The organism is Lysinibacillus sp. RC79, from assembly GCF_041262405.1.
Lineage (GTDB): Bacteria > Bacillota > Bacilli > Bacillales_A > Planococcaceae > Lysinibacillus.
Genome location: NZ_JBGCCD010000042.1, coordinates 1 through 24156 on the forward strand (window position 1 = coordinate 1; position 24156 = coordinate 24156).

22 protein-coding genes are annotated in these 24156 nt (G+C 36.5%); 11 read left to right on the forward strand and 11 right to left on the reverse strand.

What is annotated here, in order from left to right; all coding sequences use genetic code 11:
* The first annotated feature begins 497 nt into the window (after window positions 1-497).
* Window positions 498-923: a hypothetical protein gene (locus ABH968_RS25085; protein ID WP_370048406.1), complete on the forward strand. Its 426-nt coding sequence runs from the start codon at window positions 498-500 to the stop codon at window positions 921-923.
* Window positions 924-1157: 234 nt separating this feature from the next.
* Here the strand turns inward: ABH968_RS25085 and ABH968_RS25090 are convergent, their stop codons facing one another.
* Window positions 1158-2834: a hypothetical protein gene (locus ABH968_RS25090; RefSeq protein WP_370048408.1), complete on the reverse strand. Its 1677-nt coding sequence runs from the start codon at window positions 2832-2834 to the stop codon at window positions 1158-1160.
* Window positions 2835-2977: 143 nt separating this feature from the next.
* Between ABH968_RS25090 and ABH968_RS25095 the strand changes: the two genes are divergently transcribed.
* From ABH968_RS25095 to ABH968_RS25105, 3 genes are all read left to right on the forward strand, one after another.
* Window positions 2978-3637 (forward strand): lysoplasmalogenase, encoded by a 660-nt coding sequence (locus tag ABH968_RS25095; RefSeq protein ID WP_370048409.1) that lies wholly within the window; start codon window positions 2978-2980, stop codon window positions 3635-3637.
* 30 nt (window positions 3638-3667) lie between these two features.
* A complete protein-coding gene (pepT, locus tag ABH968_RS25100) occupies window positions 3668-4897 on the forward strand; it encodes a peptidase T (RefSeq protein ID WP_370048411.1) in 1230 nt (409 codons plus the stop codon).
* 90 nt (window positions 4898-4987) lie between these two features.
* On the forward strand, window positions 4988-5950 hold the full coding sequence (locus ABH968_RS25105) for a DMT family transporter (RefSeq protein ID WP_370048412.1): 963 nt from the start codon (window positions 4988-4990) through the stop codon (window positions 5948-5950).
* Window positions 5951-6020: 70 nt separating this feature from the next.
* Here ABH968_RS25105 and ABH968_RS25110 read toward each other — a convergent pair whose 3' ends face one another.
* On the reverse strand, window positions 6021-6500 hold the full coding sequence (locus ABH968_RS25110; protein WP_370048414.1) for a GNAT family N-acetyltransferase: 480 nt from the start codon (window positions 6498-6500) through the stop codon (window positions 6021-6023).
* A gap of 592 nt (window positions 6501-7092) precedes the next feature.
* Window positions 7093-7521 carry a DUF4395 domain-containing protein gene (locus ABH968_RS25115; protein ID WP_370048470.1) on the reverse strand — a complete coding sequence of 143 codons (429 nt, stop codon included), beginning with the start codon at window positions 7519-7521 and terminating at the stop codon, window positions 7093-7095.
* 124 nt (window positions 7522-7645) lie between these two features.
* Here ABH968_RS25115 and ABH968_RS25120 point away from each other — a divergent pair, with 124 nt between their 5' ends.
* From ABH968_RS25120 to ABH968_RS25135, 4 genes are all read left to right on the forward strand, one after another.
* On the forward strand, window positions 7646-8353 hold the full coding sequence (locus ABH968_RS25120) for a Fe-S oxidoreductase (protein WP_370048416.1): 708 nt from the start codon (window positions 7646-7648) through the stop codon (window positions 8351-8353).
* 261 nt (window positions 8354-8614) lie between these two features.
* The gene (locus ABH968_RS25125; protein WP_370048417.1) at window positions 8615-9106 is read left to right on the forward strand and encodes an RNA polymerase sigma factor; all 492 of its coding nucleotides are present in this window, start codon (window positions 8615-8617) and stop codon (window positions 9104-9106) included.
* 5 nt (window positions 9107-9111) lie between these two features.
* A complete protein-coding gene (locus ABH968_RS25130; RefSeq protein WP_370048419.1) occupies window positions 9112-9597 on the forward strand; it encodes a zf-HC2 domain-containing protein in 486 nt (161 codons plus the stop codon).
* Between the two features lie 27 nt (window positions 9598-9624).
* Window positions 9625-10269 (forward strand): YesK family protein, encoded by a 645-nt coding sequence (locus tag ABH968_RS25135; protein ID WP_370048421.1) that lies wholly within the window; start codon window positions 9625-9627, stop codon window positions 10267-10269.
* A 575-nt stretch (window positions 10270-10844) separates the two neighbouring features.
* On the opposite strand, the gene ABH968_RS25140 is transcribed toward ABH968_RS25135, so the two are convergent.
* On the reverse strand, window positions 10845-11525 hold the full coding sequence (locus ABH968_RS25140) for a GNAT family N-acetyltransferase (RefSeq protein ID WP_370048422.1): 681 nt from the start codon (window positions 11523-11525) through the stop codon (window positions 10845-10847).
* Window positions 11526-11537: 12 nt separating this feature from the next.
* Window positions 11538-12650 (reverse strand): mandelate racemase/muconate lactonizing enzyme family protein, encoded by a 1113-nt coding sequence (locus tag ABH968_RS25145; protein WP_370048424.1) that lies wholly within the window; start codon window positions 12648-12650, stop codon window positions 11538-11540.
* An 85-nt stretch (window positions 12651-12735) separates the two neighbouring features.
* Here ABH968_RS25145 and ABH968_RS25150 point away from each other — a divergent pair, with 85 nt between their 5' ends.
* Window positions 12736-13977, forward strand: coding sequence for a hypothetical protein (locus ABH968_RS25150; RefSeq protein WP_370048426.1), 1242 nt, complete (start codon window positions 12736-12738; stop codon window positions 13975-13977).
* Between the two features lie 59 nt (window positions 13978-14036).
* Here ABH968_RS25150 and nhaC read toward each other — a convergent pair whose 3' ends face one another.
* From nhaC to ABH968_RS25180, 6 genes are all read right to left on the reverse strand, one after another.
* Window positions 14037-15482, reverse strand: coding sequence for a Na+/H+ antiporter NhaC (nhaC, locus tag ABH968_RS25155; protein ID WP_370048428.1), 1446 nt, complete (start codon window positions 15480-15482; stop codon window positions 14037-14039).
* A gap of 273 nt (window positions 15483-15755) precedes the next feature.
* A complete protein-coding gene (locus ABH968_RS25160) occupies window positions 15756-16871 on the reverse strand; it encodes an amidohydrolase (RefSeq protein WP_370048430.1) in 1116 nt (371 codons plus the stop codon).
* Between the two features lie 350 nt (window positions 16872-17221).
* The gene (locus ABH968_RS25165) at window positions 17222-17365 is read right to left on the reverse strand and encodes a hypothetical protein (RefSeq protein WP_370048431.1); all 144 of its coding nucleotides are present in this window, start codon (window positions 17363-17365) and stop codon (window positions 17222-17224) included.
* A gap of 192 nt (window positions 17366-17557) precedes the next feature.
* A complete protein-coding gene (locus tag ABH968_RS25170; RefSeq protein ID WP_370048433.1) occupies window positions 17558-20572 on the reverse strand; it encodes an InlB B-repeat-containing protein in 3015 nt (1004 codons plus the stop codon).
* Between the two features lie 373 nt (window positions 20573-20945).
* The gene (locus ABH968_RS25175) at window positions 20946-21497 is read right to left on the reverse strand and encodes a superoxide dismutase family protein (RefSeq protein ID WP_370048435.1); all 552 of its coding nucleotides are present in this window, start codon (window positions 21495-21497) and stop codon (window positions 20946-20948) included.
* Between the two features lie 189 nt (window positions 21498-21686).
* Window positions 21687-22469 (reverse strand): 3D domain-containing protein, encoded by a 783-nt coding sequence (locus ABH968_RS25180; RefSeq protein ID WP_370048437.1) that lies wholly within the window; start codon window positions 22467-22469, stop codon window positions 21687-21689.
* A gap of 85 nt (window positions 22470-22554) precedes the next feature.
* Between ABH968_RS25180 and ABH968_RS25185 the strand changes: the two genes are divergently transcribed.
* Together ABH968_RS25185 and ABH968_RS25190 are read left to right on the forward strand one after the other, a co-directional pair.
* A complete protein-coding gene (locus ABH968_RS25185; protein ID WP_370048439.1) occupies window positions 22555-22932 on the forward strand; it encodes a YjfB family protein in 378 nt (125 codons plus the stop codon).
* Between the two features lie 69 nt (window positions 22933-23001).
* Window positions 23002-24120 carry a response regulator gene (locus ABH968_RS25190; protein WP_370048472.1) on the forward strand — a complete coding sequence of 373 codons (1119 nt, stop codon included), beginning with the start codon at window positions 23002-23004 and terminating at the stop codon, window positions 24118-24120.
* Window positions 24121-24156: the final 36 nt, after the last annotated feature.

The following is a 24156-nucleotide window of genomic DNA, read 5'->3' on the forward strand; positions in this document are numbered from 1 at the left end:
GTCCAAAATTTTGTTTCGTTCACCAACTCAAGGTTAGCTACTAAAAACTTTATTGATTACGTTTTGCTTGTTCAGTTTTCAAGGTTCATTTCGTTACCGTTTTCTCAACAGCAACTTTTATATAATATCATGTCGTTCGCTAGATGTCAACAACTAATTTTCTTTTGATTTAATTGTTTTTCAGTAGCTGTCTTAACGACTTGTATAATACTACACTCTTAATTTAAAAAGGTCAATACTTTTTCAAATAAAAATTTATACTTTTTCATTTCATTGAAAAGCTTCCTATTTAATAATTGAGTTATCGTTTCGATCAAACTTTGTTCAACAGGTGATTAAATGAGAAAATACATTGTTTTTTCACGTTTAGAAGTGAGAGACTTTTTTGGTGGGAGAAGTTAAATTTAGGTATAAATTAAACAAAAAGACTCTTTCCTTTTTAAATAATTCCATTAATACTAATAGATGACCACTATGTGGAAAGGAGTTATGTATAAATGTCCTATGTCAATAAAGATCTTGCTCGTACCTTAGAACAACAACATAAGCGAAGTGTAAGAGGTTTATTTTTAAAAATTCAAGACTTAAATAATGATTGTACATTATTAAGAAAACGACTTGAACCACAGATCGACTTAGCTGTTTATAAGAATGCTATTGATTATGTGAATCAATTCGTTTCCCACACTACCATCCTCAACTTAAAATTCATTACAAATACACAAAATCTAGAGGTCGTTGTGTTACATGCACTTTTATTAGCGCATATATTAGAAAACGAAGACTGTTATGCTTTTGACTATGAACATCATTTGCTTCAAGGGTACATTCATGAAATATTTGCATTAAACGATCATGCAAAAGCACTTTATACTAATCACCAGGAAAAGATGCTTCACTATATGGAATCTCAACCAACATAAAAAAGACGATCTTCGTAGCATATTGCAACTAGATCGTCTTTTTTCTTCATTCAGTAGAAGATTCCCACTCTAAAGGTGTGATATAAATACGAATGTTACTCCTTTTCAATGGGTGTCCAAACACCTACTGAATGGAGAAAAGCCTCCGGCGGATGTCACGGATTTTCAAAGGAATGAATTGTGCGGGCACAATTCAAAATCCGGACGCAATTACGCCAAGGCGAAATTGATTATCTATTTTAACCCTTTAATAATCAGTGATCGAACTGGTAAGAACTGCTCTCCTGTATCACCATAAGTGAGAATTACATCATCACCTTCTTGTAAATAAATTGCAAGCGGTTCTGTTTCTGAGCTTACCAAATAGTTTTCCCCGTTATTTAGTAAAAATGATACAACTGTATATTCTCCAAGACGTTCTTTGTATACGCGAAGCACCTTTCCACTTACATTTTTCTCTTCTGCATGTGAGCTTCCTTCGACTGTAGTTCCACCGCGACTTAAGGCTGTTTTATATAATTTCAGTGCCTCTTTAGGAGTTGTCGCATAAACCGAAATTTCAGGGTTTGCCGCAGAAACGATGAAATAATTTTGTAAGAAACCATTTGAGTCAAGCACCGCTGTTAGCCAGCTAGCTTCACCGTAGAAGTTATACAACACCGGCATTTCTCCAGACCATTTTTTCTCTATAAATTTCTTCTCAATAATTTGCAAGTTACCTTGTGAATCCATATAAGAAGCGTCTAGATTTCCAGTATAATAGGTTGCTTGACCTGTTCGGGCATTTGTTAAGGAATAGCCAAGCATTGAATCGACACCCTCTTTAGGGCTCGTAAAGTCTGTGAAATAATACATATCGCCCTTCTCATCAAAAATCGGGCTAACATTTGCTTCTGTCCCCTCATCAGAAGGAAGTTTTACATCTTTCTTACCAAAATTACTGTTCCAAAATCCGTGTATATAATTACCGAAATAACTATTTTGTAAACTTACTGTCTCTGGAGAAACCGCTCCATCAATAAATTCTGGAACATCTTTCAACTTGATGACTTCTGATTTTCCTGTTAATGCATCTACAAGCACGATCCCTTTTACATCGAAACCATTACGTGCTGAAATAAATTCACCATATGAACGGATGTAGTATGGTTTACCCTCATCATCTATTTCAAGTTGTACATCTCCACAAAAAACAAGGAATGGATGTTGTAAACGTATATGACGGTCTAAATTTGAATTTAAATAAGCAGATGGAACATACTTCATTTCCTGCTTAACAAACTTTGGATTATCCGCTGAATCCGTTGCACTCATTATAAAGTAACCAGGAGTCGACCCGCCATTCATCCATTTAAAGAAACCAGAGAACTCAACTGGTGCTATATAAACATACTCGCCATTCACTTTTTGAATTTGCAAGCGCCCTAGCTCGTAATAACTTGTATTCGGTACTTGCCCGAACGCTTTTTTCATCTTATTACGTGCAAATTTAGGAGGAACACTAGCTGGTGTTTGTGTTTCATCGAACGGTTTTATTTCAACCTCTTCCTTCATTTCAGCTGACTTAAATTTTTCGTTAGCATTCCATAAAGGAGCTGATAATACATACACTGCAACACCTAAACTAGCTAAAAATAAAACACCCTTTATTTTTCTTTCAATACCACTTGCAAGAAGCGCGCCGCCTAATGTTAATAGAATAATAGCGGGCCAAAAAGCAAGCCAGTTTACATCCATTTTTGTCACATATACTGTTATACCAGTAGCTAAAAACCCTAGTACAAATACACCTATAAAGAAGTATCCAATTACCTTTTTAGATCCGTCTTCTTGCTTTTTCGTTATGAGCGGTGTTAATAAAACACTCGCGATTAATCCAATGACTGCCGAAGCTATTAATAGCTTGGTCATTTCGTTCACCCTCTCTTACTTACTGTCCACTTATTTACGGCTACATACTAAAAAAGTTTCATTCATAAGATGAGTATGTAGATTTCCTTCACAAAAGAATAAAGGAAATTCTAACATAGATAAAGAATTTCAAAGAAAAGGAGATGAGAAATTTGTCTAAAAAAATTTTAATAGCATTTATTATTTTGTTTGGTCTATATTATATTTTTTTCCTGTCCCATATTCCAGAAAACTTGATACTTATCTTTAAAGTTATTCCAATGCTTCTGATCATTATTTTAGCCGCTACACCAAAAAATTTAGGTATTAAAAAGTATCAACTACTAATTGTCATCGGACTTGTGTTTTGTATGATCGGTGATTATACACTACAGTGGTTTCTAATTGGGCTAACAAGCTTCTTAATCGGTCATATTTTTTATATCATCGCCTTTTTTTCTACTAATGAACGACAAGTACCGACTTGGGCGAAGATTGTCTTACTCGTTTACGGGGCAAGTATGGCTGTGTGGATTGCAGGTACAGTGTTTTCATCAGGAGAAGTAGTGCTTGGTATCGCGGTAATTGCCTATATTTCGGTCATATTAACGATGGGTTGGACTGCAATTCGAACAGGTTCTACATTTGCAACGATTGGAGCTCTGCTATTTATTTCATCAGATTCCTATTTATCTATTAATAAATTCGTTATGCCCTTACCATTTTCTCATGAGATTATTATGTTGACATATTACAGTGCCCAAATACTAATTGCGTTAAGCATTCTTCAATATTCCGAAATCCGAAGTAAAGTGTTACAATAATTTAGACTTACACATTAGGAGGCCATACTTATGAAAGAACAAGTAATCGAGCGTTTAATTCGTTATGCAAAAATTGATACACAATCTGATTTCACAAGCGAAACAACTCCTTCAACACAAAAGCAATTTGACTTATTGCATGTACTAAAAGATGAACTTGTAGCAATAGGCTTAACTGACATTACATTAGATGAAAATGGTTATTTATTTGCGACACTCGAAGCAAATACAGATAAAAAAGTGCCTACTATTGGCTTTTTAGCACATGTGGACACTACAACAGACTTTACTGGCACAAACGTTAATCCACAGCGCATTGACAACTATGATGGCGGAGTTATCCAGCTTAATGAAAATCTAGCGATGTCTCCAACAGATTTTCCTGAGCTTAAAAATTATGTAGGTCAAACGTTAATTACAACGGATGGTACTACATTATTAGGCGCTGACGATAAAGCTGGTATCGCAGAAATTATGACGGCTATGGAATACCTAGTAAACACTCCTTCTATTAAACATGGTAAATTGCGTGTAGCGTTTACACCCGACGAAGAAATTGGCCGCGGTCCTCATAAATTCGATGTGGCTGCATTTGGAGCCGACTATGCTTATACGATGGATGGCGGACCTCTTGGCGAGCTACAATACGAAAGCTTTAATGCAGCAGGCGTAAAGGTTGTGACAAAAGGTACGAGTGTACACCCTGGTTCTGCAAAAAATAAAATGGTCAATGCCATCACAATGGCGATCGCTTTCCAAAATGAAATGCCTACCAATGAAGTACCAGAAAAAACGGAAGGCTATGAGGGCTTTATTCACTTAATGGGCTTTAACGGTGCGATCGAGCATACTGAGCTTTCTTATATCGTCCGTGACCATGACCGTCAAAAATTCGAGGCGAAAAAACAATTAATTCTTGATGCTGCAGCGAAAATCAAAGCCCAATATGGCGAGGATGCTTTAAGCATTACTATGGAAGATCAATACTATAATATGGGCGAAAAAATTGAGCCCGTTAAAGAAATCGTTGACATTGCACGCACAGCAATGGAAAAGTTAGATATTACTCCAATTACATTACCAATCCGTGGCGGTACTGATGGTTCACAGCTTTCTTACATGGGCTTACCGACACCAAACATTTTTGCAGGTGGCGAAAATATGCACGGTAAATTCGAATATGTATCTGCAGAAACGATGGAGAAAGCTACACAAGTGATTATTGAGATTGTTGAGCTCTTTGAACAACAAGGAAAATAGTTACGAAGAAGGGTTTGCCCCTTCTTCGTATTTTTTTCAAAAACAATGACTGAATTTTCAAATTACATGAAGGGTTTTGAGGTGATTTTAATGAAAGAAATTGCATTAGGCATTTTAGCCTCACTTTTTTTTGCTGTTACATTTATATTAAATCATGCAATGGAAATGCAAGGTGGTAGTTGGCTATGGAGTGCATCGCTGCGCTATTTCTTCATGCTACCGTTTTTACTTGCGATCGTCTTCTATCGAAAAGGCTTTTCCCAACTATCAGGTGAAATGAAAGCACAGCCTATCGCTTGGCTGCTTTGGAGCTTTATCGGATTTGTATTGTTCTATGCACCACTGACATTTGCAGCAGCATTCGGTCCAGGCTGGCTCGTTTCCGGAACATGGCAATTGACAATTGTCGCTGGCGTATTACTAGCTCCCCTATTTGTTTCAGTAGTAGCTGGGAAAACAGTACGTCAAAAAATACCGCTTATTTCATTACTCATTTCATGTGTCATTTTAGCCGGCATTTTACTTATCCAAATACCACAGGCACAATCTGTTCCACTTAAAAGTTTAATGCTTGGCATTTTACCTGTTGTCGTCGCTGCATTTGCCTACCCTCTTGGTAACCGCAAAATGATGGCAATCTGTGGCGGACGCATCGATACATATCAACGAGTTCTTGGCATGACCATCGCCTCGATGCCTGCATGGATTATTCTAGCCATTTATGCATTGGCAACGGTCGGGCTTCCTTCCATCAGCCAAGTGATGCAATCGTTACTTGTAGGCATAAGCTCTGGTGTCATCGCCACAACTTTATTTTTCATTGCAACTGACCGTGTTCACGATCATCAAGGCAAGCTTGCAGCAGTTGAAGCAACACAATCGACTGAAATACTCTTTGTCATTATCGGTGAAGTATTATTACTCGGCATTGCATTCCCAAATCCAATTGCTCTTGCGGGCCTAGGTGTCATCATTGTTGGCATGCTGCTACATAGCTACTATACGATGGTACTAGGGAAAAAAAGTGCTGTTCATAGCAATCCTACGCAGTAATATTAAATACAAAAAAATGTACATTACTAAATTCACTTTTAGTAGTGTACATTTTTTATTCTAGAGAGCACTATAATTTGTAAATCATTGTTTTAGAAGTGCCTACTACTTCATAATCTTGAAAGCCAAGTTTGTTATAAATATTAATGGCCGAACTATTTTCAAGGTCTACACTAAGTGAAATGGTATTGTATCCTTCATCCTGCGCTTGTTGAATTATTTTACGCATCAGTAAAGTCCCCACCCCTTTTCCTCTTACGTCTTTTGAAACAGCAATTCCTATTTCAGGAGTATTGCAATCAATATAACCATAGCTTTTATTATTTTCATCAAACAATCTGTACCAGACTGCACCAACAGTTTGATTTTTTGCGTCAAAGGCAATCAAAGCTTTATCTCCCTTTCTCCCCCAACCTTCGTGATATTTTCTTATGTCAGGCGAGTTTAGTAAAATTTCTTTTGATGGTTTATTCTCAGGAATATGAATAGACTCATATAACATATCTAGAAAGAACTCAAACTCATTTTCGAAATTTCTAATATAAAACATGAAATAATCACCCCTTCTCATTAAGGTATATTATATATTAAATTGTAATTTTTGGTATAATGATTATGAGTTAAATGTACGCTATATATTAGTGTTGATTGGAGTGGAGACTGGGCGACTCCTCGGGGATTAGCGTCACAGATGAGACCCTGCAGCGAGCAACGCGAGTGAAGCGGCTCATCGGACGCCCCCAGGAAAGCGCCCAGTCGGAACGGAAATCAACCCCCACGTTATGCGGGGATGATTTCATTTTTAAAGGAATACTTTGAAGATTTATCGGAACATAATCTCATTTTATCGGAACAATTTTAGCTTTTATCGGAATATTATCTCGTTTTATCGGAACAATTGCAGTTTCAATCAAAAAAAGACGACTCAGTCACAATGGAGTGAGTCGTCTAGAGATTTTACGTTCCCAAAAAATGAGGGGGGTTTTAGGAGCGTTATCATGAACTAGCAAACTTCTGGAGAAAAGTAGCTAAAGTTCATCCTCTCTACACTGTATTGTAGAGGAGGAATAATCTTTATACGATAATGATAATCATTATCAATTATAAAGTCAACATTAATCTGAAAATTTTTTCAAGTTTTTTTATGCCTTCTTCAACGAGCGACGGTATTGCCATTGCTTTAACTGAAAATGTAGGAAACAGCCTATACAAAATCCTGCAATTGCTAACGATGAAGCTACAGCAACCATTCCCGTAAAGACATAGCCAACCACCTGCCATTTAAGCAAGTAACCTAAAATTCCACCTGCTAAACAAAAGCTAGCAATTCTAGAATTAAATTTTTGCTGTTGTGCATCCTCTGGTATATATGTAGATGGCGCATTTTTTAGAAACAGCTTCCCTACCCGAATAATGGGGTTGTAATTGCATAAAACACCTAGTAAATTTGCTACTAAAGGAATTGCTAAAATCCAAAAGACGCCTGTTACCCACGTTAGCATGACACTTAAAAGAATCATCCATTGATTCAGTCGTACGAGCGGCCTTGGAATTGCATGAGGCTGTGACATCACACCATAAAACCTACCTTTCTGATATGTTTAATGTATTTTACAATATTGCATTCCATTTGTGAAGCAAAAATGATTAATTTATAATTGAAGTAAGAGAAGACTGAAAGAAAAGGTGATCACGATGCCAGCATTAACGATGGATCAAGTTCGACAATTGAATTCCTATAGCATTTATACGACAGAACCAAAGCGGACATTATTTACATTAGCGGATATACATAAGGACTTTTACCATCCTGACTTTTTAAACCTGATGATGGGAATTACAGACGCAGCAACAGAAACAGCCGCTATTTCTCACTTTGCACGCCGCTACGGTATGTTTTTCGCTATGCAACTTTACATGCTTGCCGCCTATGACGAGGTGTGGGACGGTAAACCAATCGAGCTTCGCTTTGATGCAGCAAAAGAATTTGACAGTTTTACAGTCGCAATGTTTGTTAATCCAAACGATTGGCGCTATGTCGAGGAGGAAGAACGTCAAGCCGTTATTGAAAAGATTCTATATGATGGGCATGTTATCGTTCAACAGCTCCGTAAAGTAACATCTATTTCCCCTCTCACTATATGGGAGAATTTCTTTGGATATCTACTTTGGCACTATCATATATTGCTTTCTAATCCCGGTCTAGCTGATCAAGCAATGGAGGATATTGAAGCTTTAGAGGACCCTAAAACATGGGCACGTTTCTCCAACAAATCTTGGTGGGCACAATATACAGGAGGTCAAAGCCCTACTAATTTAGTGAACGTTCCTGTACGAAAATCATGTTGTTTTTCAAAAGACATACCTGGCTTAATGGCTTGTGGCTTTTGCCCAATGAAATAAAAAAGATGCAAGTCATTCTACTGAGTAATCCGGTTAAGAATATATAGAAACTTAATGAAAAAGAATCCAATTTGATTAATCTTTTATTCAAATTGGATTCTTTTTATATATTACAAATTATGGGCTGGGGATGAATTTTGATGAAGTATTCCAATATAAAGATGTTCGGAAATTTCCATTTTTACTATTATCCTAAAAAATTTAAAACCTTTTCCAATTTGAGTCGTCTCTTTAGTGCGCGATATCTTACGGAGGATAAAAATGATAAATCAAAATCCATTTGAGGTGATTGAAGAGATTTATGAGGAGCATTACACATATTTGCGGAACTTTTTAATTGGATTAACTAAAAGTTATGACGTAGCCGATGACATCATTCAAGAGTTATTTGCAAAAATCTTAACAGATCCATCAAAAGTGCAACAAGTTACTTATATGAAAAGTTGGTTAGTGAAGGCAGCTAAAAATACACTCCTCGATCATTACAAAAAAAGAAAACCAGCGCTGTTTCATGATGAAAGTGTCATTGAAAGCTTATTAATTGATAATCAAACACCTGAATCAAAGGCAATCATAAATTCCCAAATTATAACTACCTTAGGTTATTTATCGACGCATGATAAGGCCATTTTTTTAGCTAAGTTTCATTATGGTTATGATTATCAAGAAATAAGTACACTTTTGGATATACCTATCCCTACATTAAAGTCCAAGATATTTAGGATGAGAAAGCAGATGGCTAGAAAGAGGTGAAAAAGATGGAGGATTCCCAAAAGATTCATATTCTTTCGCGGGAGTTAATCTCTGTATTTGATGAGCTAGAACAGGAAACAAAAGATATAGTTTTGGAACATATTCAAGACTGTAGTGAGTGTAGGCAATTATTTAATGAATTAGCTGAAGAAATTTATCCGATGTTAGAACAGAGTGAGGAAGTAGAAATAAAGCCATTAAAGAAATTAGTTCAGTTTAATCATGGCCTTAAATGGTTGTTTATTTCCATTAGAGCCTTCATTTTATTTTATATCATTTATTCTTCTTTTTACTTTTACAACTGGGAACTGTCTGCTGATGCAGCCATTGAATATATCAAAAGTGTCACTTTCATGTTCTATTTCCCAGCAGCTATTTTTTTATCAGTATTCACGATGACATTTTTTACCAATAAGTGGATTATACTCTCAATTCTCTTTGATTTGGGGATCATATTTTTTCTAGACTCATTTATGTCGATTTTCAATTAATACATTAATATATTGGGGGTGAACAAATTGGTAACGATAAGTTTAGTTGGTTTCATTATAGGGGCATGTATTTTCCTTTTTACTTTAATAGCTATGAAAAAAACAGGAAAGTTCTACTTGGCTCCGATTGTGACATTTTTAATTGCTATGTTTACCGTCCTATACGGATTGTTCAAAGTGAGAGGCTTTGAAGGGATGGGTTTTGGCATTATTGGAGCAGGTATTTTGATAGCTGCCATAGTTGGGACGTCGTTACTTCCTTTTACGCAAGGCCTAAAAAAATCTGAATTTAACAAAGTGGATAAATCAATCTTATTTATAGTCCCAGTCCTTATTTTTGCTATTATTGGTTGGACGATCACTTTAGATAAAGGTTATTGGATCAATGAAGAAGGCGTTATAGTGGCTGGTAAAGATACATCCTCCTACTACGAGGTATCTACGATTTCTGAAGGAATGAAACAAATTCATATTCAATTAGGCGAGAAATATGAAGGAAAGCATCTGGAAGTAAAAGATGTAAAGACCATAGGGAACACTGAAATCACAGTTAAGGTTGTCGATAAAGGCAATGCAAAAGAAGGACTCCCATTTATAAAGATAGGTCTAGAAAAAATTGTTGAGCCGTTAGTGGTCCAAACAACTGATGGAGAGATAGTCAATTCTAAATAACTAAAAAACTACTTCAATGGAAATTGTAACTGTATACCATTATTAAACAATCGGCACTATTGTTATATAATTAAACAACTATATTTTTAACCCCGTCCTACATTTAGAACGGGGTTGTGCTTGTTTGAGCTTTTAAAATTAAATTAAATAACTTTATTGTTATTTTACATGGGTTTGTTTTTTAATCATGGCTATAATACTGTTTTAGATCAGCTTGTCGACTCATACTGGTGATGAGGAGCTGTTGATTTTTCACGGAGAGTGGCGACTCCTGCGGGATTATCTTGCGCTGAAAGCCCCGCAGGAACGTAGTGACGAGGAGATTGATCAATTATGCCTCGGCATAATTGCGTCCGGAATCGGCTTTGTGCTTGCACAAAGGACTCCTATCCGATTCCGTGACATCCGCCGGAGGCTTTAACTTCTTTCAGCAGGTGTTTGGACACCCGCTGAAAGAAGTTAAAGCCAAGCCCGCGGAAAGCGCCAACTCGGAGTGAAAATCAACCTTTGTTTATTGAAACACCTTAATTTATATTTTATCCTTTTGTCGACAAGATAAGGCTCTTTACTATTATTTATTTTTCATAAACGACGAACCAATCATTTTGATCCTCATACATAGAAGTACCTATATAACCCTGTTTCAAAAGCTGTTGCTGACCAACTGTATCCCCCATTGATATCGTCTTCTTTTCTGTAAAGGTTGGTAGCTCTTGTCGCAAGTCTTTATAGAAAATATATCGGAGCTTATCTACATATTTAATCTTTAATCCCTTTACGACTAATCCTTGAGAAAATTTATCTTTTAAGCTAGGGATATTATATGGCTTTACCGTTGAACATACATAATCATATTTTTCTAAATCGATATGGCCCATGACAACTTGGGCTAATGTTTTTTGTAGTCCATAGCCACGATATGCTGGTGAGACATTCGATATTTCTTGATATAAAACTTTATGAAATTCGTTCTCGGCAAGCCCACAATCATAGCCAAGGTGCTCATCATCAACAGGTGGGTTCAATAGTGCGCGAAAGGCAATTAACTCATCCTCTACGTAAGCACCTATCATCATGCCATTGCCTCTTAAAATATAGTCAAATTCTTCAGTGCTTAATGGCTGTAATATACTTTGGTCTGCTAATGATTCATAAACCTCAAGCTGTAATTTTTCAATTTCTTGCACATGTTGAAGATTTAATGTTGTAACAAAAAACGGCGTTTCCCCCAGCATACCTTCATAATTTTTTTCCATTTCGCCGCCTCCTTAGGCTGTTACAATTGTTGAGAACTTACATAATTCTTTAAGGATTTCTTCATCTACGTCTACACCTAATCCTGGTTTTTCGTTTAAACAGATAAATGGCACATCATAGTGTAAGTTTCCGACATCTTTAGAGAATTTTAAAGGACCTGTTAATTCTACACTTGTCATTATTTTTTTAGAGAATGCTACATGGAAACCAGCTGCTGAACCAACTGATGATTCTACCATTGAACCGATTTGACATTCAATGCCTGCCATTTCAGCCATAACTGCTAGTTTCATAGCAGGATAAATTCCACCGCATTTCATTAATTTAATATTGACTTTATCTGCAGCACGCTTTGCAATAATTTCGCGCATTTCACGTACACCTCGAAGTCCTTCATCAATCATTAATGGTACATCTGTTTTCGACTTCACTTCTACCATTCCATCAATATCTTCACTATCTACTGGCTGCTCTAACCAATCGATATTTAAATCCTTTAATGCACGTAAACCTTGTAATGTAGTTGACGCATTGCCCCATCCTTGATTTACATCTACACGAATTGCAATATCTTCTCTAACACGTTCACGTACCGCTTTGATACGAGCAACATCACGAGCTACCTCTGTTCCTACCTTCATTTTAAATGATCGATAGCCCATCTCCACGCGGTTAGCCGCCTCTTCTGCCATCGCCTCAGGTGTTCCAATGCTCAGTACATGCGTAATCGGGAATTTCTCATGATAACGTCCACCTAGTAGTTGGTACACTGGAACCTGTAACGCTTTACCCGCAATATCGAAACAAGCAATGTCAATCGCTGCTTTCGCTGCCGGCACATCCTTCACAACTTTGTTCAATTTATCGTGAAGTTTTTCAAAGGTCATTGGATTTTCTCCAATGATGGCAGGAGCAAGCTGATTCTTTAATACAGCATATGTGCTCTCCCACGTCTCCCCTGTTACGTGTTCATCTGGTACTGCTTCACCGTAGCCTACAATACCTGTATCTGTCGTAACCTTCAAAATGATAGAAGGCATCGTATCATATGTAGCATAACTGATGATAAATGGATCAATAAGTGGTAAATGAATTGCAAAAATCTCTACTTGTTGGATTTTCATTTTTATCACTCTCCTGTATAATATAGTTGTCGCTAATACGTCGCTAATTGTTAAAAAAATATTGTATAGAAAAGGAACGTTGCCTATGTCTACTAAAATAGCGGTTATTTGCTCTAAAGCATTTATGAAGCGTATAAACAGTATCGCACAAAACATAGAGAATATTCAAATAGATTTTTATCTTTACAATCAACCTATAGAAGCACCCGTGTTATTAAAAGAAATGAAGCCATGTGATGCACTTTTATTCGGAGGAACGCTACCCTTTTTACATGCCCAATCTGCACTGTCAGAACTACCAATACCTTGGAATTATATAAAACAAGATGAGACGGCAATTTCTACAACTTTGTTATCGCTTAAAGCCAATCATGCAATACCTTTAAATAGAATTTCCATTGATGTTATGAATCCGGCTATTGTACAAAATGTTCTAACAGAAATAGAGTATTGTGGTCCAAAACCATATATTCAACCTATTTCTATCACTAAACCTACTCAATCTATATTGCAGCATCATATAGCTTTATGGGAAGCTAACAGCATTGACTTTGTCATAACAAGTATTCATAGTGTGTTTGATGAACTACAAGCTCTTCAAATACCTGCAATGCGCATGTTAGATGCAACTAACTCCATTATTCAATGCTTAGAGGAAACGAGATCTCAATCACTTCTTACAAAATCCGAGTCTGTAAAAGCCGTTGTTGGACTATTAGAAGCTCCTGAAAATAAACCTATAGACTATAACATGTTAAGGCAAATCACAGTAGCTACACATTCAACTTATAAAGAAATTTCACCATACTCTTTTGAGCTATATACGACAGCAGGGCATTTGCAAAAGGCACTCGAAAAAGAAGCCTTACAAAGCTTATTACAACAAATCGATCAGCCATTTAAGCTAGCATTTGGTTATGGTCATTCAATATTTGAGGCTAACCAAAATGCTAAGAATGCATTAACATTTGCTAAACCTTGTGAAATTTATATACTTGATGAACATAAAAACTTGCTAGGTCCCTTTCCAAAATCGGAAGTAAGACTAGCTTTAAAAACAGATGATCCCTACGTTTTACAAATGGCAAAGCAAACAAGCTTAAGTCCATTAAATATTTCCAAGATCATTCATTTTAGCCGAGAGCGACAATCAGCACAATTTACATCCCATAATCTTGCAGAATACTTACAGGTTACACGCCGCACAACAGAGCGCATTATTAAAAAATTAGTGGATAACGGCTATGCTAAAGTAGTTGGTGAAGAAATGACTCACCAACAAGGCCGCCCACGTACAATATATGAATTGAACTTTGCCATCTACTAACATAAACTCTCGCGGATGCCTTTGCTTCCGCGAGACTTTAGTTAACTATCAGAAGAGATTTAGTCAGCCATGACCATGTCAGCTTCATTTATTTCTTGCTCTTTTTTACGCTTCTCAGCTTCTTCCATTTCTTCAGGTGTCAGCTTAACAATCGCAAAACCGATATATGCATAAAAAATTGAAATAATAGGTACCAGGAAGTTAATAATGGCATATGGCGCATATTCCATTGCACCTACACCTAATGTTGCTAAAATAAAGACTCCACAAGTATTCCATGGGAAGAATACAGAAGTTAGTGTTCCCCCATCTTCTAACGCGCGAGATAAGTTTTTCGAATGCAAGCCTCGCTCTTGATAGACATTCGCAAACATACGTGATGGAACAACAATTGAAATATACTGCTCAGAACATGTAGCATTTGTTGTAATACATGCAGCAATCGTTGAAGCAACTAAGCTTCCTGTTGATTTAGCAAATTTCACAATGACATTCATAAGTGCTTTTAACATGCCGGAATATTCTAACACCCCACCGAATGTCATAGCCACAATTGTCATTGAAACCGTATTCATCATCGAATCTAAACCACCACGGTTAAATAGATTGTCCACCATGTCATTGCCAGTTGAAATCACAAATCCTTCTTGTAAAGCATGTACAGCCATTGTAGGTGTGCCGCCTTGTACGAAGATTTGTAGTAAGAATCCTGAGATTATTCCGACAACTAAAGCTGGAATTGCAGGTACTTTTTTCGCTACCAATACAATTACACCAACTGGTACAAGCAATAACCAAGGAGAAATAACAAAGCTTTCCTCCATTACTTTTAATGTCGTTAAAATGCTTTCTGATTTCATTGAAATATCTGCGAAGCTTCTTCCCATAATTCCAAATACAACGATTGCAATGACTAAAGCTGGAATTGTTGTATAAAGCATGTGCTTAATATGATCAAATAAGTCGGTACCAGTTAAACCTGCTGCGAGATTAGTAGTATCTGATAATGGTGACATCTTATCACCAAAGTATGAACCCGAAATAACTGCTCCAGCAATCATTGCTGCAGGGATTCCCATACTTAAACCAATACCCATACCAGCAACACCTATTGTAGCCATCGTCGACCATGAGCTACCAATCGCCAATGAAACAATTGAACATAACAGCATGATTGTTACTAAAAACCAAGCTGGAGAAATTAATTTTAAACCAAAATAAATCATTGTCGCTACGACCCCGCCGCCAATCCATGCGCCGATTGTCAAACCTACTAAAATAATAATAACAATTGCTGGTAAAGCTAGACGTATCCCCTTATACATCATTTCCTCAATTTCCATCCATTTAAATCCATGTATTTTGGCAACTACTGCTGCTACAGTTGTTCCGATAATAAGTGGTACGTGAGGACTTTGCTCTAACACAACTACTGTAATTAACATAGCTATAATCATTATTACAAAAGGCAGAAGTGCCCAACCAGCATTAATATCTTTTTTCATGAATCCATCCCCTTTTTTGCACCAGTTGCCAATCTCGGTTGTCAAAGACGCAAATATTTTTATATGTTTTTTAGCATAATATTCGAAAAATTAAAAGTCAACGCAAAAAATTTATGCTTCTCGAGCGATTTCGACTATTTTTGCGCATAAAAACGCTTTCAAATAGCTATTAGGGACATTGCAAAATATTCATACATTTCGACAAAAAAGAAAAGAAAAAGGAACTATATCAAAAGAATTTTGTACTTTTGATATAGCTCCCTCTCGCTATCGTTATTCGTATTCAGGTTTTTTTTCTAACACACATTCAAGTACTTTTGCAGCATCCATTAATGCACTTCGTTCAAAAGTCATTTTCGGATGATGTAATCCTGGAGTTAAGTTGGCTCCAATACCAACCATCGTTGCTTTTAATTCAGGTTTTTTAACTGTGTAAAAATGGAAGTCATCGCTTCCAGGTGTTGTAATTTCCCCAGCTAAATGCTCTTCCCCTAGTGTTTCAATAATTGCGTCTTTAGCCATCCGTGCAGCAACTGAAGAAACCTCAGCACCAGGTGTGAAATCTAACCATTTCCAATCCATATCAATCTCAAATTGCTGCTGGATTGATTTTAAGCCAAACTCAATACGACTACGAAGTAATTCTAGTTGGCTATTACGTTGCGCCCGAATATCCATTGAGAAGCTCGCAGTTCCTGGAATAATATTCGTACTACCACCATCTGCAACAATCTTCGTTAACTTTGCCGAGTGAGGCTCGAAAGGTGATAAATGTATGCTATGGAGCATTTGTTGTACGGCCATAATTACATCGATTGCATTTTTCCCTTGATGAGGTCTAGCACCATGGGCATCAGTGCCTCGTATTGTTCCTTCTAAAAAATAAGCCGCTCCGTGATGGATAGCAGGCGATACCTTGCCAAGTGGTAGCTCTTCAATTGGTCTTAAATGAACGCCAAATAAATGCGATACGCCATCAACGGCTCCACGCTCAAAGGCTGCACAAGCTCCATTACCAAGTTCTTCAGCAGGCTGGAAAATAAAACGAACACGATGTTGCAATGGTCGATCTTTCAGCAGTAATAAAGCGCCAAGTACCATCGTAATATTTGCATCATGCCCACAGGAGTGGTTCGCTTGCCATTTCCCATCCACTTCCTGCCATAAAGCATCTATATCTGCACGTACAGCAACAATTTCATCACCTGTACCAATTTCAGCAATTAACCCCGGAACATCCCCTAACAAACGATAGGATACATTTAACTCATCTAAAATAGACGCAATCTTTTTAGTGGTTTCAAATTCCTTCCAGCTTACCTCTGGGTATTTATGAAAATGTTCAAACCATTGATAAATTGTCTCTTTTAAGATTACAGCATTTGACATAACTACACCTCTATACGCATTTTTGTTTCCCATTATACAGGAAACTATTTCATTAAAGTACATATGGATTTAGACCTATATATATGAAAAACAAGGATATTTTATTAATATGACTCCATACAGTTGAAGAAATCAATATCGAAAAAAATGAGGCTCATCACCAAAAGTTGTGGATGACGTTTATTAAAACGTATGTCATATCGTAACGCTGATCCCCAAGGAGTCGCCCAGTCGGAACGGAAATCAACCACACGCTATGGTGAGGATCCAAAAATGATTAATATATGTAAAAAAACGAAGGACTGTGTTAAAAGTTATTTCTACCTTTAGCACAGTCCAGCAAATATTTATTATAAACTTGTAAAAAAACCTTCTGGATAGTCTTCATAATGTACCATTGTTAGTTGCTCCTCATTTTTTTCCTCTTCCATATTAAGCTCAATTTCCTGATCCATTAAATACGTTTCAAATTTTGAGTTAAACCATTTTTTCATTTGATCACCTCCTTATTTAATTAATTGAATTTTCTGATAAAAAGATTATACAATGACCTTTGTAAAAAAAGCAATAAACAATGCTCCTTATGCATAAAAAGTATAAAAACAATCTACTTTTTAGATTAAAATTTTGGGCTTATCAGAAAAAGAGATGTATCTAATTACGATACATCTCTCTTATAGTAAGACTTATAAACCAAGCGCTCGATACATAAACGCCGTAAATTGTGCGCGTGTTAAGTTTTCATTCGGTCTAAAATTACCGTTTTCATCACCTAGCGCAATGTTATGGTCTGCTAGAGCAGCAATATATCCACTCGCCCAGTGTGATGAATCTACATCCTTGAACGTACTGTTGCCTCCTGGCGTTAAGTCAAAGGCAAGCACCATTATTTTCGCCATTTGGGCACGTGTTATATAAGCGTTTGGTCGAAATGCTCCGTTTGAACCATCCACGATACCTGCTCGTTGCAGTCGTGTAATTTGTTCATAATATACATAATTTTTAGGTACATCCGAAAATGATACTGCCTCTCGAATTGGTGTTGGTTGTAATGCACGTTCAATCATAAGTACCACGTGTTGACGTTGAATCATATCATTCGGTCGGAAAGTGCCATCTGGGTAGCCTTTAATAATGCATCGCTTGGCAATTTGCTCAATCATATCTTGTGCCCAGTTATGATCAATATCCTTAAAAGTAATATCACAGCCAGTACTCTCCTCCATCCATCGAGCATATAACGTTAAGTCTGTTGTGACTACATCTTTTGCAAAATCCCATGCCTTTGTGAAGTCTTTATTTTTATACCAGCCGATAAATGTATAGCCTTCCTTCTTTGGATTAGAAGGGGCTTTCACCAAAGCCTTATACGCCACTGTTTGCGAAGGAACTTTACTGCCTCCATTTGAATCAAAAGTAACAATATAGCTACCTTCTGACACATTATCTTTTGTCCATTTCGCATATAATGTTATGTCTGCTGTTACTCTATCTTTCGCAAAGTCCCATACATTTTTAAGCTCTGCATCCTTATACCAGCCATCAAATTGATAGCTATCTTTCACTGGAGTAGTTGGGGCTTTTACAAGCTCGTTATAGCCAACCGTTTGTGACGGCACTTCACTTCCACCATTGGAATCAAAAGTGACTTTATAGTTTGATGAACCTCCACCAGATCCTCCTCCTGATGTGTAATCCTTTGTCCATTTCGCATACAACGTAACATTTTTTGTCACTACGTCTTTTGCGAGATCCCATGGTACTGTCAATTCTTTGTCTTTATGCCAGCCGTCGAATATATAGCCTTCCTTCTTTGAAGCAATTGGTACTTTTACTAATTCACCTAGCCCTACAGATTGGGATGGAACTTCGCTTCCTCCATTGGCATCAAAAGTAACGATATAGCTTACTTTCGACCATTTAGCATATAGCGTAATATCTTGTGTTACTACATCTTGATTAAAATTCCACGCTTCCGTAAGCCCTTTATCTTTATACCAACCCGCAAATGTGTACCCTTCTTTTACTGGAGTAGATGGGGCTTTTACTAATTTACCAGATTCCACTGATTGGAATGGTACTTTGCTTCCGCCATTGGCATCAAAAGTAACGATATAGCTTCCTTTCGACCACTTGGCGTATAGCGTGATATCTTTTGTTACTACATCTTGATTGAAATTCCACGCTTCCATAAGCCCTTTATCTTTATACCAACCCGCAAATGTGTACCCTTCTTTTACCGGAGTGGATGGTACTTTTACTAATTCTCCAGACCCTACTGATTGGGATGGAACTTTGCTTCCGCCATTGGCATCAAAAGTGACAGTAACAGTATTAAGGCTCCACTTTGCAAAAATTGTCATTGGTTGTACTACTGAGTAATCCCAATCTTTTGTAAAACCCTCATCTTCATACCATCCTAAAAACGTTTTCCCTTCCTTTTCTTGCCCTTCGAATGGTGAATATTTTCCTGGCCATTGGAAATTATCTAAACCATTAAATGTTACAAAATCAAGACTGTTACTATAAAAAGCATCATCTTCAATCTTTGTCACACTTTCTGGAATTTCTACATTTGTCAATTGATTATAAGCAAATGCAACCTTCCCTATCTCTGTCACACTCGATGGGATCTTTATACTCGTTAATTGATTTATTGCAAATGTAGCCTCTTTTATCGCTGTAACACTTGACGGAATTTCTACATTTGTCAATTGATTATCAGCAAATGCATAATCACCTATCTCTTTCACACTTGAAGGGATCTTTATACTTGTTAATTTATTTTTGACAAATGCACCATATCTTATTTCTGTAACACTTTCTGGAATTTCTACATTTATCAATTGATTATAACCAAATGCAAATTCCCTTATCTTTGTCACACTTGATGGAATCTTTACACTTGTTAATTGATTATCATAAAATACATTCATGCGTATCTCTGTCATGCTTGACGGAATTTCTACATTTGTCAATTGATTATTAGCAAATGCATACTCCCCTATAGTTGCCACACTTGATGGCATCTTTATACTTGTTAATTGATTTGCTCTAAATGCACCATATCCTATCTCTGTCACTTTTGACGAAATTTTTACATTTGTCAATTGATTATGATCAAATGCACTAATTCCTATCTTTGTCATATTCGGAGGAATACCTACATTTGTCAATTGATTATAAGCAAATGCAGCAAATTTTATCTCTGTCACATTTGTCGGAATATCTACAGTTATTAATTCATTATAAGCAAATGCATACTCCCCTATATCTTTCACACTTGACGGAATATCTACCTTTGTCAATTTCTTTTTCCACAATGCATAATCACCTATTGTTACAACTGGTTCACCATTTATTTTATCAGGGATAGAGATCTCTTTCGAGTCACCTTTATAGCCAGTAATGGCGACACCACCGGACACAATTTTTGTTGTAAATTCTTCTTCATCCGATACTTCATTATTACCTTCATCATTCGATGTTACGGATTCATTTTCATTATTATCTAGGGTTGTATTTCCGTTCTCTTCTTCATCATTAGAATATACGATTTCGTCTTCATTGTTTGTTGCTTCGTTCTCATTTTTCATCATATTGTTCTCACTGTGGTTTGTCGCATAAACAGATAGATTACCCAATGACAATTGAGAAAAGACTAAAAGTATGATCATTAAAAGTAAGCTCGCTTTTTTCATTTCGAAATCTCCTTTCAACTCATTGAATATAATAAAAGTTAGCTACCTTTAATGGGTAACCTTTATTACAGTTATCAACACTAACAATCCTCACAAAAGCATGCAAATCAACTTTTGCTGGTTTTTGAACATATTTTGATAATCGATTTTATTGACAATTAAGCACTAAATTATGTAGGTGCTTCGCTTCTTCTTTTACCCAGTATCATCGTCCCAACTGGGCGCTTTCCTGGGGACACCCTGCCTTCACTCCAATCGCCCTTGAACTAAAAATGAATGATTTTGGGAAATTAATAATTGCTTGTCGATTTACCCCCAAAACAAAAAACTGTATCTAAAGTGATTTACTTCAGATACAGTCGATCTATTTTCCTTATTGAATAATGCCACAAGCAATTCTAGCACCAGAATTACCGGAAGGATCTGTTTTATAATCATCCTCAGATTCATGAATGATTAATGTAGTGCCACCATCACGTAACAATGAATTGGCAGCATCTTTTTCTAATGTTAGCCCTTCCGCTAAGAAATTCAAATCCACTTTCCCATCTTCTCCAACTTCTAAATTCGGAAGATCTCCTAAATGATATCCCTTAGGATTATCCTTCCCATGCTCTTTACTCGTTGGATTAAAATGAGGACCTGCTGATTCAAACGTCGGTGGTTCACACTTCCCAACTGAATGAACATGAATGCCGTGTTTTCCGGGTGGTAATCCTGAAAGTGCGAGTGTCACTTTAACCCCATTATCCTCTTCCTCAAAATACGCATTGCCATAGCTTTCATTATTTTTACCAATTACTTTCGCGGTTGCTGTTGGTCCTGAATTTGCGTTAACTGCCACTTTTTGCTCCTTCTTTTCAAAGAAACCACAACCACCGACAAATACTAATAAAGAAATAATTATTAAACTCATTTTTTTCATAAAAATACCTCCTCTATTTCAGATGGTTGCCAACTATCCTTCCACTTATGCAATTTCAGTAGGATTTTGCGAATTATTGGTTAAGGAGTAAATTTTTCATACTTGGCTTTTAATGGCCTTTAACGCATTAAAATAGTAATGCAAAATAAAAGGATATCTCTTAATAAACGAGATATCCTTTCAATCACATTAATTTAAAATTTTTACAGTTACATGTTTGACGCCCCACTGACGAGCTTGTCCCTCAGTAGGAATAAATACATCAATTTTATTACCTTTTATCGCTCCGCCGGTATCTGCTGCGATTGCTTCACCATAACCTTCAACCCAAACCCTGCTACCAAGGGGTATTACACGTGGATCTACAGCAATTACCTTTAAGTTTGGATTAGATCTTATATCTGTTCCATTCGCTGTAATCCCCGAACATCCTTCACAATACGCTGTATAGGCTGTTGCTCGCATTGTTAATGTTTTGCCCGCATTTGCCGGAGCACTCACTGAGTTTGTGCTTGATGTCGTTACTTTCTTTTTACTTGATGTCGTTGCTACCTTGTTAGTTTTGCTTTCGGAAGTTTTAGGTTTTGCCGCCGATGCTTTGATAGCTAATGATTCACCTACGTAAATTAGATCAGATGAAAGGTTATTCCATTCCTTTAATTCTTCCACTGATACACCATTTACGCGTGCCATTGAAAATAATGTATCCCCGGCCTCAACAAAGTGTTGGTCTTTCATTGAATTATCATTTTTCGATTCGACTACATTTAAATCTTGCTCTGGATAAAACCATTTTGCGTCTGGATCGACCATTTGCTCATAATCTCCTAAAGATAAATTGTAAATTTTCGAGATTCCCCACAATACGTCATATGGCTTAAAAGTGAGTTTTTCCTTAGCAGATGATGGACTGGCAAATAAACTTAATCCCAAGGTCAATGTTACAGCTAAAGCTAAAGCTTGTTTTTTCATATTTTGTAACCTCCATATTTAATTATTTTGCAGTCTGCTGCTAGCACACTAGAGTTAGGCTCTTTTATGCAAGGAATGCTAGAGAATGCAATTAATAACTCAGGACAACGGACCTGATAGTACGAATTATTTCTATAAAAACGGAAAAATATACAATATCAATAATATTTTTGGTAAATTGATCAATTTTGCGGAAAAAACATTGGGACTCTATTTGCAATTTTTATATGTTGGAAAATCAGTGTTTTTATACGATAATATGGTAAAGGAGGAATCTATGATGGAAATCAATACAATAATGTCTTCTCAGATTATGGAGCTACAACAAACTGTACAAATGAGTGTTATGCAAAATGCGCTTAATTTAAATACTGCAGCTGCTATCGAATTATTAAAAGATCTGCCACAACAGCAAGTGGCTATACATCCGTATAAAGGGGCAGTCATTGATATTTCAATTTAACCTATTTCACTTTATTTTTTTAAAATCAGGTTATTAAACATTGGAAAGTTGGTGCCCTTTTTGATTCGAGTGATAATAATGGATGATGAGCCATTAGCTCTTATAAACATGGAGAAAAAGTTAAAAGAATTTAATTCAATAGAGGTCATTAAATCTTTTACAACTGCAAAAGATTTGCTTGCAGAGGGGCCAAACTTGGATTTTCAAGTCGCATTTTTAGATGTTGAAATGCCTGGCATGAACGGTTTAGAGATTGCACGGCTATTAAAAGAATGGAACAAAAACATTTTTATCGTATTTGTCACTGCCTATCGGGACTATGCTGTCCAAGCATTTGAAATTCACTCCATTGACTATTTATTAAAGCCTATTTCAAAAGCTCGTCTAGAGACAACTATTAATAGAATCCAAGAACTCCTTCACCTAGAAAATAAATCGACTCCTATACAAATACGAAATAAATCCGCGCTTACGATACAATGCTTTGGAGGATTCGTTGTTTTACACAATGACAAAGTAGTCCATTGGAGAACGCTTAAAACAAAGGAATTATTCGCCCTCCTTTTTTCCAATCTTAATAACCATGTACCTCGTGATACAATCATCGATGCTTTATGGGCAGATACAGAATTTAAAAAGGCAAGAGTTCAGTTACATACAACAGTTTCCTATTTACGCACTACGCTTTCAGCACTGGGCTATTCTGAAGTCATACAGTATGGAAATGGCTGCTATATTTTGCAACTAGAGGATTTTCAATGTGATGCCCATGACTTAGAGCATATTTTAAATGGTAAAGCGGAGACTGGAAAGATTGATGTAGAGAAGGCTGAGGCACTGCTACAAAACTACCAAGGTGAATTTATGGCCTCATTAGATTATCCCTGGATTACTAGTAAAGCAAATTTTATGAACAATAAATTTACCCTTTTACTTCATGATTTAGTAGAGCACTATACAGCAATACATGATGTAAAAAAACGAGAGGAAATATTACTTTTAACGATAGAGCATAATCCATATTCCGATAAAACCATCCGTCAGCTAATAAAGCACTATATAGAAGTGGATAACCGAGCAAGTGCAGTAAAGGTTTACAATTCCTTTAAAAGTACCTTGTTAGCGGATCTCGGTATTTTACCCGAGCAAGAAACAACTGAGGTGTTTAATGTTATATCGGTTGAATAATTTTAATCTATAAAAGGCATCGAGAAGATAACTCTC